The following is a 12374-nucleotide window of genomic DNA, read 5'->3' as shown; positions in this document are numbered from 1 at the left end:
CCGATGCAGCGCCTGATCCAGGACACGATCCGCCGCGCGCTGGCCGACGAGCTGCTGTTCGGTCGCCTGGTCGACGGCGGCCGCCTCACGGTGGACATCGACGCCGAGGGCCAGCCCGTGCTCGACATCACGCCCAGCAAGAAGAGCGACAAGCCCAAGGCCGAGCCGGCCACCGCCGACTGACGCCTAGGGCCGGGCCGCGGGGTCCTGCCTGAAGTAGCCGACGAACAGCTCGTACAACGCGGGCTGCTCGTCGCGCAGTGCGGCCGGTGCGACGAAGAAGGCCTCGGCCGCGACGGGGAAGAACTCCTCGATCGCTTCGGCGCCGTAGGGGTCGAGGAAGCTGTCCCGACCCTCGTCGAGGGCCAGGCAGAAGCGCCGGTAGGCGGCGTCCATGACCTGGCGCCAGTGCGCACGGGCCCCGCGATCGCGCAGCGGAGGCACGCCGTCGATCGCGCCATCGGCCATGTCGAGCACGTGCACGAACTCGTGGATCACCACGTTGTAGCCCTGCTCCGCGGTCAGGCCCGCGTCGGCGACGTCGCGCCAGGACAGCATCACCGGCCCGCCCTCCATCGCCTCGCCGGCCAGCACCTCCTCGTAGCGGTGCACGACGCCGTCCTCGTCGATGTGCTCGCGTTGCGCAAGCACCTCGTCCGGATGGACGACGATGCCGACGAAGCCGTCGTAGGCCGACAGGCCCAGCTCCAATTCCAGGATCGGCAGGCAGGCCTGCGCGGCGATCGCGACGGCGATCTCGTCGCTGAGCTCGAGCTCGCCGGTGGTGGAGAACCGCTTGCCGTCCAGGAAGAGGGTCGCCATGCGATGCAGCCGCTCGCGGCGGTCGGCGTCCAGGCGCTGGAGGAAGGGATACCGCAGCAACGTGGCATCCCACAGGCTCGGCGGGATGGCCCGCGTGCGCAGCGCGCGCGCCTCGCGGCGCCGGTGCCACCAGCGGGCGATCACGCGCGGTCCGCGAGCGCGCGGCCGGCCGGCGCGAGGCGTTGCAAACCGCGCGCGCTGAGGCGCAACACGCCGGCTCGCGGCGGGCCGTTGCCGTCGAGTTCCCAGTCGGTCAGGACCTCGCGCTGGTAGCCGGGAGCCAGTTGCTGCGAGCCCGGGCGGTGTGTGTGGCCATGCACCATCAGCGGCGTTCCCGCCTCGTGCATCCACTGGACCGTGGTGCCGGTGTCCAGTTCGGCCCAGGTCTCGGGCCGTTGCGCGCTCTGGTGCTGCATGCTGGCCTCGCGCATCTGCGCTGCCAGCGCGTGGCGCGCCGCCAGCGGACGCGCGAGGAAGGCGCTGCGCCACGCCTCGGTGCGCACCTCGGCGCGAAAGCGCTGGTAGTCGATGTCCTCGAGGCAGAGCGCGTCGCCGTGGGTCAACAGGACGCGCTCGCCGAAGGCGCGCAGCACCGTCGGATCGGACAGCGCCATGATGCCGCAGGCGCGCAGCAGATCGGCACCAACCAGGAAGTCGCGGTTGCCCGCCATGAAGGCCAGGCTGCGCCGCGCTGCGGCGTCCTGCAGGACCTCGGTGACTTCGGCCTCGAAGCCGCCGTGCCGGGCGTCGTCGCCGACCCAGGCCTCGAACAGATCGCCGAGGATGAAGACCGCATCGGCCTTCGTCTCGCGCAGATGCGTGGCGAAGGCCGCGAAGGTGCGCGGATGCGAGGCCTGCAGGTGCAGGTCGGAGATGAAGTCGATGGCCCGCCATTCGTCCGGGGCCTCGAACTCCCAGAACTGCGGCAGCACGCTGCCCGGCGGCGCGGCGAACTGCGGCACGGCGCCGGACCCGCTCAGCCGACTTCGACGGCGCGCGTGATCAGCACGTCCTCGACCGGCACGTCGTCGTACCCCCCCTGGCGACCGGTGCGCACCGCCTCGATCTTGTCGACCACGTCGGCGCCGTCGACGACCTTGCCGAACACCGCATAGCCCCAGCCTTGCGGGCTCTCGGACCGGAAGTTCAGGAAGTCGTTGTTGGTCGCGTTGATGAAGAACTGCGCTGTCGCCGAGTGCGGCGCGTTGGTGCGCGCCATCGCCAGCGTGTACTTGTCGTTCTTCAGGCCGTTGCCGGCCTCGTTGGCGATCGGCGCCTGGGTGGGCTTCTGGTTCAGGCCGGGCTCGAAGCCGCCGCCCTGGACCATGAAGCCCTTGATGACCCGGTGGAACACCGTGCCGTCGTAGTGGCCGGCCTTCACGTACGACAGGAAGTTGGCCACCGTGGCCGGCGCCTTGGCGTCGTCGAGTTCGGCGCGGATGAGGCCCAGCGTGGTGTGCAGTTCGACGGTCTTGGTCATGTCATTTCTCCAACGATGCCTTCTTGATGGTGATGGGGGTGAGCGGCACGTTCTGGTGCATGCCCTTGTTGCCGGTCGGTACGGCCTTGATCTTGTCGACGACGTCCATGCCGGCGACCACCTTGCCGAAGACCGCGTAGCCGTTACCGTCGCGCGAGGTCGGCTGGTCGAGGAAGACGTTGTCCTGCACGTTGATGAAGAACTGCGAGGTCGCCGAGTCCGGGTCGGACGTGCGTGCCATCGCGACGGTACCGCGCTCGTTCTTCAGGCCGTTGCGACTCTCCAGCGGGATCGGCGGTCGCGTCTTCTTCTCGTTCAGCTCCTTGTCCATGCCGCCGCCCTGCACCATGAAGGTCGGGATCACGCGGTGGAACACGGTGCCGTCGTAGTGGCCGGCCTTGACGTAGGTGATGAAGTTGTCGACGGTCTTCGGCGCTTTCTCGCGATCGAGTTGCAGCACGATGTCGCCCTCGGTGGTGGCGAGCTTCACCTTCTGCGCGAAGGCGGCGAATGGCACCGCCAGTGCCATTGCGACGGCGGCCGCGACGGGCCAGATTCGACGGTTCATGCGTGGGTCTCCAGCGGTCCTGCGTCGTGCGGCAACGACGCGCTGCCGCTATTGTCCACCGATCCAAACCCGGGGTGCTGCGCAGGGGCTGCTGGCTATACTGCGTCGCTCCGACCGTCGGCTGCCGCCTGACGCCACCGCCTCGCCGCCCCGATCGATGAGCCTGCGACTGCACAACACCCTGACCCGCACCGTCGAGGCCTTCGAGCCCGTCGTGCCCGGCGAGGTCCGCATGTACGTGTGCGGCATCACGGTCTACGACCTGTGCCACGTCGGGCACGCGCGCATGAACATCGTGTTCGACATGGTGCAGCGCTGGCTCAGGATCAGCGGCTACCGCGTCACCTATGTGCGCAACATCACCGACATCGACGACAAGATCATCAGGCGCGCCCTCGACCGTGGCATCACGATCCGCGCGCTGACCGACGAGATGACGGCGGCGATGCACCAGGACTTCGCGGCGCTCGGCATCGAGAAGCCCGACCACGAGCCGCGCGCGACCGATCACGTCGGCGGCATGATCGGACTGATCGAGACGCTGCAGCGCAAAGGCCTGGCCTACCGCGGCGACAGCGGCGACATGAACTACGCGGTGCGCAAGTTCCCCGGCTATGGCCGCCTGTCCGGCAAGTCGATCGACCAGCTGCGTGCCGGCGAACGCGTGGCCGTGCTGGAGGGCAAGGACGATCCGCTGGACTTCGTGTTGTGGAAGGCCGCCAAGCCCGAGGAGCCGGCCGACGCGAAGTACGACGCGCCCTTCGGCGCCGGTCGACCGGGCTGGCACATCGAATGCTCGGCGATGAGCCACGCGCTCCTCGGCGAGCGCTTCGACATCCACGGCGGCGGCATGGACCTGCAGTTCCCGCACCACGAGAACGAGATCGCGCAGAGCGACGGCGCCTTCCATCTGGGCACGGGCCACAGCTTCGTCAAGTACTGGCTGCACAACGGCTTCCTCAATGTCGACGACGAGAAGATGTCCAAGTCGCTGGGCAACTTCTTCACCATCCGCGATGTGCTGAAGCGCTACGACGGCGAGACGATCCGCTTCTTCATGCTGCGCGTGCACTACCGGAGTCCGTTCAACTTCAGCGATGCCGGACTCGACGATGCCCGCAACGGCCTGCGGCGGCTCTACACGGCGCTCGAGGGTGCGGATGCCGCCGGCGTGGCGGTCGACTGGAGCGAGCCTTACGCCGCGCGCTTCAAGGCGGCGATGGACGACGACTTCAACACGCCGATCGCCGTGTCGGTCCTGTTCGACCTGGCCGGCGAAGTGAACCGCACGCGGTCGGCGCCGGCGGCCGCCCTGTTGCGGGCGCTCGGCGGCACGCTCGGCCTGCTGCAGCAGTCGGCGGCGCAGTACCTGCAGGGTGGCGCCGCTGTCGACGAGGCACGCATCGCCGCGCAGATCGCCGCGCGGGCGGCCGCCAAGGCGGCCCGGGACTTCATCGAGTCCGACCGCATCCGCGACGCGCTGGCGGCCGAAGGCATCGTGTTGAAGGACACGCCCGCCGGCACGACCTGGGTCAAGGCCTGAGGCCGACCGCGTCCGAGCGCTTCACGCCCATCGCCATGTCGCCCCGCGGTTCCGGCCTCGTCACGCCCGCCTACTGGGACGAGGCGTGCAAGCACCTCGCCAAGCGCGACCGCGTGATGCGCAAGCTGATCCCGCAGTTCGGCGAGGGCCGGCTCGAAAGCCGCGGCGACGCGTTCACGACACTGGCGCGCTCGATCGTCGGCCAGCAGATCTCGGTGCCTGCCGCGCAGTCGGTGTGGGACCGCTTCGCCGCGCTGATGGGCGGCGCGCTGGCGCGCGTGTCGCCGACCGACGTGCTGGCGCTGGACACCCAGGCGATGCGCACGGCCGGGCTGTCGACGCGCAAGGTCGAGTACCTGCGCGACCTGGCCGGGCACTTCGACGCCGGCACGGTGCATGTCAGGGCCTGGGATTCGATGGATGACGAGGCCATCGTCGACGAACTGGTGGCGATCCGCGGCATCGGCCGCTGGACCGCCGAGATGTTCCTGATCTTCCACCTGATGCGGCCCAACGTGCTGCCGCTCGACGACCTGGGCCTGATGAAGGGCATCAGCCTCAACTACTTCAGCGGCGAGCCGGTGACGCGCAACGAGGCGCGCGAGGTCGGTGACGCCTGGGCACCGTTCCGCTCGGTGGCCACCTGGTATCTCTGGCGCAGCCTGGACCCGCTGCCGGTGGCCTACTGAGCGCGTGCCGCTTGGGCCACAATGCGCCCACCTTTCCAGCGAAAGGATCGTTCGGGATGAGCATCAAGAAGCACTTTCTCGAGTTCGAGCAGCCGATCGCCGAACTCGAAACCAAGATCGACGAGCTGCGCTATGTGCAGAGCGAGTCGGCCGTCGACATCTCCGAGGAGATCGACCGCCTGTCCAAGAAGAGTCAGCAGCTCACCAAGGACATCTACTCGAGCCTGAACCCCTGGCAGGTGACGCAGATCGCGCGCCATCCGCAGCGGCCCTACACGCTCGACTACATCGGCCAGGTCTTCACCGACTTCCAGGAGCTGCACGGCGACCGCGCCTTCGCCGACGACCAGAGCATCGTCGGCGGCCTGGCGCGCTTCAACGGCCAGGCCTGCATGGTGCTGGGGCACCAGAAGGGCCGCGACACCAAGGAGCGCGCGGCGCGCAACTTCGGCATGAGCCGGCCCGAGGGCTACCGCAAGGCGCTGCGCCTGATGAAGCTGGCGCAGAAGTTCGGGCTGCCGCTCTTCACCTTCGTCGACACGCCGGGCGCCTACCCCGGCATCGGCGCCGAGGAACGCGGCCAGTCCGAGGCCATCGGGCACAACATCTTCGAGATGGCGCAACTCGAGGTGCCGATCATCGCCACCATCATCGGCGAGGGCGGTTCGGGCGGCGCGCTGGCCATCGGCGTCGGCGACCAGGTGCTGATGCTGCAGTACTCGGTCTACTCGGTGATCTCGCCCGAGGGCTGCGCATCGATCCTGTGGAAGACTGCCGAGCGCGCCAGCGAGGCCGCCGAGGCGATGGGCATCACCGCGCACCGCCTCAAGGCCCTGGGCCTGGTCGACAAGATCGTCAACGAGCCGGTCGGCGGTGCGCATCGCGATCCCGCGCAGATGGCGGTCTACCTGAAGAGGGCGTTGAACGACGCGCTGCGCCAGGTCGCCGACCTCAAGCCGCGCGAGCTGCTGAACCAGCGCTACGAGCGCCTGAAGAGCTACGGCCGCTTCACCGACACCAAGGAGCGCTGAGGCGCCTCCGGCCCGGTCCGTCGCGGTGGCCTACAGCGGCGGCCGCGACTCGACCGCGCTGCTGCACGCGACGCTGAAGGCCGCGGCCGAACTCGGCCTGCAGGTGCACGCGCTGCACGTGCATCACGGCCTGAGCACCCACGCCGACGAGTGGCTCGCTCATTGCGCGACCCAGTGCGAACGATGGGCGCAACGGGGTCTGCCGGTCAGCTTCCACGCCGCCCATGTCCAGCTGATGCCGCGCCGCGGCGACAGCCTCGAGGCGCTGGCCCGACGTGCCCGCTACGCCGCCCTGCGCACCATGGCGCTGGAGCAGGGCACGCGGCTGGTGCTGCTGGCGCACCACCGGCGCGACCAGGCCGAGACGCTGCTGTTGCAGGGACTGCGTGGCGCGGGCGTCGCCGGACTGGCCGGCATGCCGGCGCAGGTCGAGCGCGACGGCATCACCTGGGCTCGCCCCTGGCTGGCCCGGCCGCGAGCCGCCATCGAGGGCTACCTGAAGCGCCACCGGCTGCGCCACATCGACGACGACAGCAACGACGACCCGCGCTTCGCCCGCAATCGCCTGCGCCTGCAGGTCTGGCCGGCGCTCGCGGCCGCGTTCCCGCAGGCCGAGGCAACACTGGCCGACGCGGCCACCTGGGCAGCGCAGGCCGCGGCCGGCATCGCCGACCTGGCGATCGAGGACCTGGGGCGCTGCGCCGATGCGAAGGGGCTCGACCTGGCGGCCTGGCGAAGCTTGCCGCCGCACCGTGCGGTGCACGCCTTGCGGGCCTGGCTGAGGGCGGCTGGCGCCCGGACCGTGAAGGCCAGCGACGTCGAGCGGCTGATGGCCGAGCTGCCGGCGCCGGGTGCCGCCCGGTGGGCGCTCCAGGGCGGCGAGTTGCGGCGCTACCGCGGCCGCCTGCGCTTCGAGCGCGCGTCGATGGCGAACACGCAGACGCAGGAGACGGCGCTGTCGATCGGTCGTGCCGGCCGCTACGCCTTGCCCGGTTGGGGCGGGGTATTGGTCGTGAAGGCCGTCCGCGAGGGCGGCGTCGCGCTGGAACGACTGGCCGCGCTGCAGCTGCTGCCACGCCAGGGCGCCGAGCGCTTCCAGCTGGCCCCGGGCCGGCCACCGCGCAGCTTGAAGAAGCAGTTCCAGGCCCGGGCCGTGCCCGAGTGGTCGCGCCAGGGGCCGCTGCTGCACGACGCGGGGGGGCGGTTGCTGTTCGTGCCCGGCCTGGGCATCGACGCGCGCGCTCTGGCGGCCCCCGGCACGCGCCAGATGGCGCTGAGCTGGCAGGACGCCGACCCGGCCTGAACGGTGCAGGCCCGCACGAGCGGCCCGCTAAAATGCGCGGTTCGCGGCGCGGGACATCCCGTCCAAAGCCAAGGCGCCGCAACCCCCGCATGGCATTGATCGTTCACAAGTACGGCGGCACGTCGATGGGCTCGACCGAGCGCATCCGCAATGTCGCCAAGCGCGTCGCCAAATGGGCGCGCGCCGGCCACCAGATGGTGGTCGTTCCGTCCGCGATGAGCGGCGAGACGAATCGCCTGCTCGGCCTGGCGAAGGAGCTGTCGCCGTCGTCGCACAGCGCTTCGCTGGCGCGCGAGCTGGACATGATCGCCTCGACCGGCGAGCAGGTGTCGGTCGGCCTGCTGGCGATCGCGCTGCAGGCCGAGGGCATGGATGCGGTCAGCTACACCGGCTGGCAGGTCCCGGTGCGCACCGACAGCGCCTACACCAAGGCCCGCATCGAGAGCATCGACGACGTCCGCGTGCGTGCCGACCTGGCCGCCGGCAAGGTGGTCGTCATCACCGGCTTCCAGGGCATCGACGGTGACGGACACATCACGACCCTGGGCCGCGGCGGCTCGGACACCTCGGCGGTCGCGGTCGCGGCCGCGCTGAGGGCCGCCGAGTGCCTGATCTACACCGACGTCGACGGCGTCTACACCACCGATCCGCGCGTCGTCCCCGAGGCGCGGCGCCTGTCGGCCATCAGCTTCGAGGAGATGATGGAGATGGCGAGCCTGGGCTCCAAGGTGCTGCAGATCCGCTCGGTGGAGTTCGCCGGCAAGTACCGCGTGCCGACCCGGGTGCTGTCGAGCTTCACCGACTGGGACATCCCGCTCGAGGTCGAGGCCAAGTCCGGCACCCTGATCACTTTCGAGGAAGACGAGAACATGGAACAAGCCATCGTGTCGGGCATCGCCTTCAACCGCGACGAGGCCAAGATCACCGTGCTGGGCGTGCCCGACAAGCCGGGCATCGCGTACCAGATCCTGGGGCCGGTGGCCGATGCCAACATCGACGTCGACGTGATCATCCAGAACGTCTCGCATGACGGCAAGACGGACTTCAGCTTCACCGTGCATCGCAACGACTACGCGCGCACGCTCGAACTGCTGAAGACCAGCGTGCAGCCGGCCACCCACGCGGCCCAGGTCAGCGGCGACCCGAAGATCTGCAAGGTCAGCATCGTCGGCATCGGCATGAAGAGCCACGCCGGCGTGGCCAGCACGATGTTCCGCACGCTGTCGGAAGAGGGCATCAACATCCAGATGATCTCGACCTCCGAGATCAAGACCTCCGTCGTGATCGACGAGAAGTACATGGAACTCGCGGTGCGCGCCCTGCACAAGGCTTTCGATCTGGACCAGCCCGCTGCGGCATAATCCGCAGCGCTGGCTCAGGAGACGTGACCGAGTGGCCGAAGGTGCTCCCCTGCTAAGGGAGTATGGGGCTTAAAACTCCATCAAGGGTTCGAATCCCTTCGTCTCCGCCACCTGACCTGCGGGCGTCGTTCAATGGCAGGACCTGAGCTTCCCAAGCTCAAGACGTGGGTTCGATTCCCATCGCCCGCTCCAGCATCGAGGCCCCTGTCTTCCCAGCCGTCCGGCCTGCATGTCTGCCGATTCCCCGCTCCTCGTCGTCGGCCCGGTCCCTGCCGGGCTGCAGCCTGAAGCCGTCTGCGCAACGCTGGGCGAAGCCACGGCGCGGCTCGCCGGCACGGTCTTCGACGCGGTGCTGATCGTGCAGGCCGACGCAGCGGCGTCGCTCGCGACCTGGCCGGGCCTGTCGCAGGCGTGTCTCGATGCAGCGGTGCTGCTGGTGACCGACGCGCCGACCCCGGAGCTCGCTGTCGACCTGCTGGCCCGCGGCGTCCAGGCCGTGCTCGCGACGGCCGACGCGAGCCCCGGCGCGCTGCAACGCGCGATCCACCAGGCCGTGCTGCGCAATCGCATCGAGCGCGAGGCGCGCAAGGCCTACGCCACCGACCTGGCGACCGGGCTGCCGAACCAGGCGCAGCTGCTCGAGCACATGAACCACCTGCTCGCGCTGCGCGAACGGGCGCCCGGGCCGATGGCCTTGCTGGTGCTGCGCATCGAGGGTCTGGCCAGTGCCGAGGCGGCGCTCGGTCCGGCGGCGGCCGGCGCCTTGCGCCGCAAGCTGGCGGTGCGCTTGCGAGCATCGCTGCGTGCCAGTGACGTCGTGGCCTCGATCGGGAGCGATGCCTTCGCGGCGCTGCTGGCGTGGATCGACGCGCCGGCCGCCGCCGAGCGGGTCGGTGCCAAGCTCGTGCGGGCCCTGCAGCGTCCGCTGCGCGTGGTCGACCGTGAACTCGCGGTCGCCGCCAGCGTGGGCATCGCGCACTACCCCGAGCAGGGCAAGGATGCGCAGACCCTGCTGCGGCTGGCCTTTGCCGGCGCCGCGGGGGCGGTCGCGATCGGCCGTGCGGGCTTTGCCAACATCGTCGAGCGCGGCCCGGCCAGCGCGGCCAACGACGAGGCCGCCGACTAGCTGTTCAGAAGAACAGCAGCCACAGCAGGCCGACGATCAGCAGCCACTTGCCGGCGTAGTAGACCTGCCGGTGGCTGGCCTTCAGGGCCTTGGCCTTGAGCCGCAGCTGGTAGGCGTAGAAGAAGAACTTGTTGATCGCGCCGACCGGCTGATCGCCTTCTTCGTTCTGCGACGACGCCGCGGCCATCACGTGGGTGGCGAAGAAGCGGTTGAACCAGCGCACCGGTGCGGCGTACAGGGGCCGCTCGACGTCGCAGAACAGCACCACGCGCTGCGACTGGGTCTCGTTGGCCGCGTGGTGGATGAAGGTCTCGTCGAACATCACCGGCTCGCCGTCCTTCCAGTGGTAGCGCTGGCCGTCGACCTCGATGAAGCAGCCGGGGTCGTTGGGCGTCGTCAGGCCGAGGTGGTAGCGCAGCGAGCCGGCGTACGGATCGCGATGCCGCACCAGCGTGGCCCCGGGCGGCAGCGACGCGAACATCGCCGCCTTGATCGTCGGGATGCTCTTGAGCAGCGCCACCGTCTGCGGACACAGCGCGTCGGCGCTGGCGAGGTCCTTGCCGTACCAGGTCAGGTAGAAGCGCTTCCAGCCGGTGCGGAAGAAGGAATTGAAGCCGATGTCGTTGTAGCTCGCCGCGGCGCGGATCTGGCCGTCGTCGTTGAGACGCAGCGCCTCGTCGCGGATCGTCTGCCAGTTCGCCTGCAGCGGCGCCAGCTCGGGAAAGTCGCGCGGGTCGAGGTAGGCCTTGGCCGGCACGCGCGAGAACAGGTACATCAGCGCGTTGACCGGTGCCAGCACGATGGTGAAGTCCAGCGCCCGCTTCAGCGGGAAGCGCACCTTGCCACGGAAGTGGATGAAGAGCGCCGACGCCAGGAAGACGATCAGCACCCAGTGGCGCGGTTCGAGCGAGAAGCTCATTTCTGGATATCGCCCAGGCAGAGGTACTTGATCTCGACGTAGTCGTCGATGCCGTGGTGCGAGCCCTCGCGCCCCAGGCCCGACTGCTTGACGCCGCCGAAGGGCACCTCGGCGGTCGAGATCAGCCCGGTGTTGACGCCGACCATGCCGTACTCCAGCGCCTCGCCGACGCGGAAGATGCGGCCGACGTCGCGGCTGTAGAAGTAGCTGGCCAGCCCGAACTCGGTGGCATTGGCCAGCGCAACGACCTCGGCCTCGGTCTTGAAGCGGAACACCGGCGCGACCGGACCGAAGGTCTCCTCGCGGGCGCACAGCATGTCGCTGGTCGCGTTGGCCAGCACCGTGGGTTCGTAGAAGGCGTCGCCGATCTTCCGGCCGCCAGCCAGCAGCTTCGCACCCTTGGCCAGCGCGTCGGCCACGTGCCGTTCGACCTTGGCGATGGCGGGGCCGTCGATCAGCGGGCCCTGGCTCACGCCGCTCTCGAAGCCGTTGCCGACCTTGATCGTCTTCGCCCTGGCGGCCAGCTTCTCGACGAAGGCGTCGTAGACGCCTTCCTGCACGTAGAGGCGGTTCGCGCACACGCAGGTCTGGCCGGCGTTGCGGTACTTGCTGACCATCGCGCCCTCGACGGCGCTGTCGATGTCGGCGTCGTCGAAGACGATGAAGGGCGCGTTGCCGCCGAGCTCCAGGCTCAGCTTCTTGATCGTCGGCGCGCACTGCGCGGCCAGGATGCGGCCGACCTCGGTGGAGCCGGTGAACGACAGATGCCGCACGGTGTCGCTGCTGCACAGGACCTTGCCGATCGCGATCGAGTTCTCGGCGTCGGCCGTCAGCACGTTGAGCACGCCGGCCGGCATGCCGGCGCGCTGCGCCAGCTCGGCCACCGCCAGCGCCGACAGCGGCGTCTGCTCGGCCGGCTTGATGACCACGGTGCAGCCTGCGGCCAGCGCCGGCGCCACCTTGCGCGTGATCATCGCGATCGGGAAGTTCCACGGCGTGATCGCCGCGCACACGCCCATCGCCTGCTTGATGACGAGGTAGCGCTTGTTGTTGTCGGTGGTCGGCACCGTCTCGCCGTAGACGCGCTTGGCCTCCTCGGCAAACCACTCGAGAAAGCTCGCACCGTAGCCGACCTCGCCCTTGGCCTCGGCCAGCGGCTTGCCCTGCTCGGCGGTCATGATGCGGGCCAGGTCGTCGGCGTGCTGGTGCAGCAGGTGGAACCACTTCATCAGGATCGCACCGCGCTCCCTGGCCGTCTTGCCGCGCCAGGCCGGCCAGGCCTTGTCGGCGGCGGCGATTGCGGCCTCGGCATCGGTGGCACCCAGGTTGGGCACCTGGGCCAGTTCGAGGCCGGTCGCCGGGTCGGTCACGGCGAAGCGGCTGCGACCACCCGCCCAGGCGCCGTCGATCAGCGCGTCGGTCTTCAGCAGCGTCGCATCGGCCAGCAGCGCCAGCGGCGAGGTCTTCATGTCCATGGCGATCTCCTCAGGCGCAAATGATAAGCGCCGACCCTCGACCGCGGCACCCATAAG

The 12374-nt window shown here is 69.6% G+C and carries 13 protein-coding genes and 2 tRNA genes; 9 read left to right on the top strand and 6 right to left on the bottom strand.

The features are described 5' to 3' along the window. A partial coding sequence (locus QZV97_RS11515; RefSeq protein WP_295642007.1) for a hypothetical protein occupies positions 1-183 on the top strand: 183 nt, incomplete at its 5' end. Positions 184-186: 3 nt separating this feature from the next. Here QZV97_RS11515 and QZV97_RS11510 read toward each other — a convergent pair. The 4 genes from QZV97_RS11510 to QZV97_RS11495 are packed head-to-tail and all read right to left on the bottom strand — an operon-like array spanning position 187 to position 2870. Continuing rightward, positions 187-966: a M90 family metallopeptidase gene (locus tag QZV97_RS11510; RefSeq protein ID WP_295642005.1), complete on the bottom strand. Its 780-nt coding sequence runs from the start codon at positions 964-966 to the stop codon at positions 187-189. Further along, positions 963-1784: a UDP-2,3-diacylglucosamine diphosphatase gene (locus QZV97_RS11505; protein ID WP_295642003.1), complete on the bottom strand. Its 822-nt coding sequence runs from the start codon at positions 1782-1784 to the stop codon at positions 963-965. The genes QZV97_RS11510 and QZV97_RS11505 overlap by 4 nt, the downstream gene beginning before the upstream one ends. A 14-nt stretch (positions 1785-1798) precedes the next feature. Continuing rightward, a complete protein-coding gene (locus QZV97_RS11500; RefSeq protein ID WP_295642001.1) occupies positions 1799-2302 on the bottom strand; it encodes a peptidylprolyl isomerase in 504 nt (167 codons plus the stop codon). A gap of 1 nt (position 2303) precedes the next feature. Further along, complete coding sequence (locus QZV97_RS11495) at positions 2304-2870, bottom strand: peptidylprolyl isomerase (RefSeq protein ID WP_295641999.1); 567 nt, start codon at positions 2868-2870, stop codon at positions 2304-2306. A gap of 157 nt (positions 2871-3027) precedes the next feature. Between QZV97_RS11495 and cysS the strand changes: the two genes are divergently transcribed. The 8 genes from cysS to QZV97_RS11455 all read left to right on the top strand — a co-directional run bounded on the left by cysS (position 3028) and on the right by QZV97_RS11455 (position 9923). Continuing rightward, positions 3028-4413, top strand: a complete 1386-nt coding sequence (gene cysS, locus QZV97_RS11490; protein ID WP_295641997.1) for a cysteine--tRNA ligase — start codon at positions 3028-3030, stop codon at positions 4411-4413. A 35-nt stretch (positions 4414-4448) separates the two neighbouring features. Next, positions 4449-5102, top strand: coding sequence for a DNA-3-methyladenine glycosylase (locus QZV97_RS11485; protein ID WP_295641995.1), 654 nt, complete (start codon positions 4449-4451; stop codon positions 5100-5102). 56 nt (positions 5103-5158) lie between these two features. Next, positions 5159-6133 carry an acetyl-CoA carboxylase carboxyltransferase subunit alpha gene (locus QZV97_RS11480; protein WP_295641993.1) on the top strand — a complete coding sequence of 325 codons (975 nt, stop codon included), beginning with the start codon at positions 5159-5161 and terminating at the stop codon, positions 6131-6133. Between the two features lie 25 nt (positions 6134-6158). Next, positions 6159-7436 (top strand): tRNA lysidine(34) synthetase TilS, encoded by a 1278-nt coding sequence (gene tilS / locus QZV97_RS11475; RefSeq protein ID WP_295641992.1) that lies wholly within the window; start codon positions 6159-6161, stop codon positions 7434-7436. A gap of 89 nt (positions 7437-7525) precedes the next feature. Further along, positions 7526-8797, top strand: a complete 1272-nt coding sequence (locus QZV97_RS11470) for an aspartate kinase (RefSeq protein ID WP_295641990.1) — start codon at positions 7526-7528, stop codon at positions 8795-8797. A gap of 17 nt (positions 8798-8814) precedes the next feature. Beyond that, positions 8815-8907, top strand: a tRNA-Ser gene (locus QZV97_RS11465). An 8-nt stretch (positions 8908-8915) separates the two neighbouring features. Then, positions 8916-8989: transfer RNA gene (locus QZV97_RS11460), tRNA-Gly, on the top strand. A gap of 37 nt (positions 8990-9026) precedes the next feature. Next, complete coding sequence (locus QZV97_RS11455; RefSeq protein ID WP_295641988.1) at positions 9027-9923, top strand: GGDEF domain-containing protein; 897 nt, start codon at positions 9027-9029, stop codon at positions 9921-9923. A 4-nt stretch (positions 9924-9927) separates the two neighbouring features. On the opposite strand, the gene QZV97_RS11450 is transcribed toward QZV97_RS11455, so the two are convergent. Continuing rightward, positions 9928-10842 carry an aspartyl/asparaginyl beta-hydroxylase domain-containing protein gene (locus tag QZV97_RS11450; protein ID WP_295641986.1) on the bottom strand — a complete coding sequence of 305 codons (915 nt, stop codon included), beginning with the start codon at positions 10840-10842 and terminating at the stop codon, positions 9928-9930. Then, positions 10839-12317, bottom strand: coding sequence for an NAD-dependent succinate-semialdehyde dehydrogenase (locus QZV97_RS11445; RefSeq protein ID WP_295641984.1), 1479 nt, complete (start codon positions 12315-12317; stop codon positions 10839-10841). Before QZV97_RS11445 ends, QZV97_RS11450 begins: the two co-directional genes overlap by 4 nt. Positions 12318-12374 lie beyond the last annotated feature (57 nt).

Source organism: uncultured Methylibium sp., assembly GCF_902826655.1.
Lineage (GTDB): Bacteria > Pseudomonadota > Gammaproteobacteria > Burkholderiales > Burkholderiaceae_C > Methylibium.
The sequence above is the reverse complement of the archived record's forward strand: the minus strand, read 5'-3'. Positions and strand labels throughout refer to the sequence as shown.

Bases quoted from the DNA above. Each gene is read 5' to 3' on its own strand.
- QZV97_RS11500 (WP_295642001.1), bottom strand. From the start codon at position 2,302: ATGACCAAGACCGTCGAACTGCACACCACGCTGGGCCTCATCCGCGCC.
- QZV97_RS11495 (WP_295641999.1), bottom strand. From the start codon at position 2,870: ATGAACCGTCGAATCTGGCCCGTCGCGGCCGCCGTCGCAATGGCACTG.
- cysS (WP_295641997.1), top strand. From the start codon at position 3,028: ATGAGCCTGCGACTGCACAACACCCTGACCCGCACCGTCGAGGCCTTC.
- QZV97_RS11485 (WP_295641995.1), top strand. From the start codon at position 4,449: ATGTCGCCCCGCGGTTCCGGCCTCGTCACGCCCGCCTACTGGGACGAG.
- QZV97_RS11480 (WP_295641993.1), top strand. From the start codon at position 5,159: ATGAGCATCAAGAAGCACTTTCTCGAGTTCGAGCAGCCGATCGCCGAA.
- QZV97_RS11470 (WP_295641990.1), top strand. From the start codon at position 7,526: ATGGCATTGATCGTTCACAAGTACGGCGGCACGTCGATGGGCTCGACC.
- QZV97_RS11455 (WP_295641988.1), top strand. From the start codon at position 9,027: ATGTCTGCCGATTCCCCGCTCCTCGTCGTCGGCCCGGTCCCTGCCGGG.
- QZV97_RS11450 (WP_295641986.1), bottom strand. From the start codon at position 10,842: ATGAGCTTCTCGCTCGAACCGCGCCACTGGGTGCTGATCGTCTTCCTG.
- QZV97_RS11445 (WP_295641984.1), bottom strand. From the start codon at position 12,317: ATGGACATGAAGACCTCGCCGCTGGCGCTGCTGGCCGATGCGACGCTG.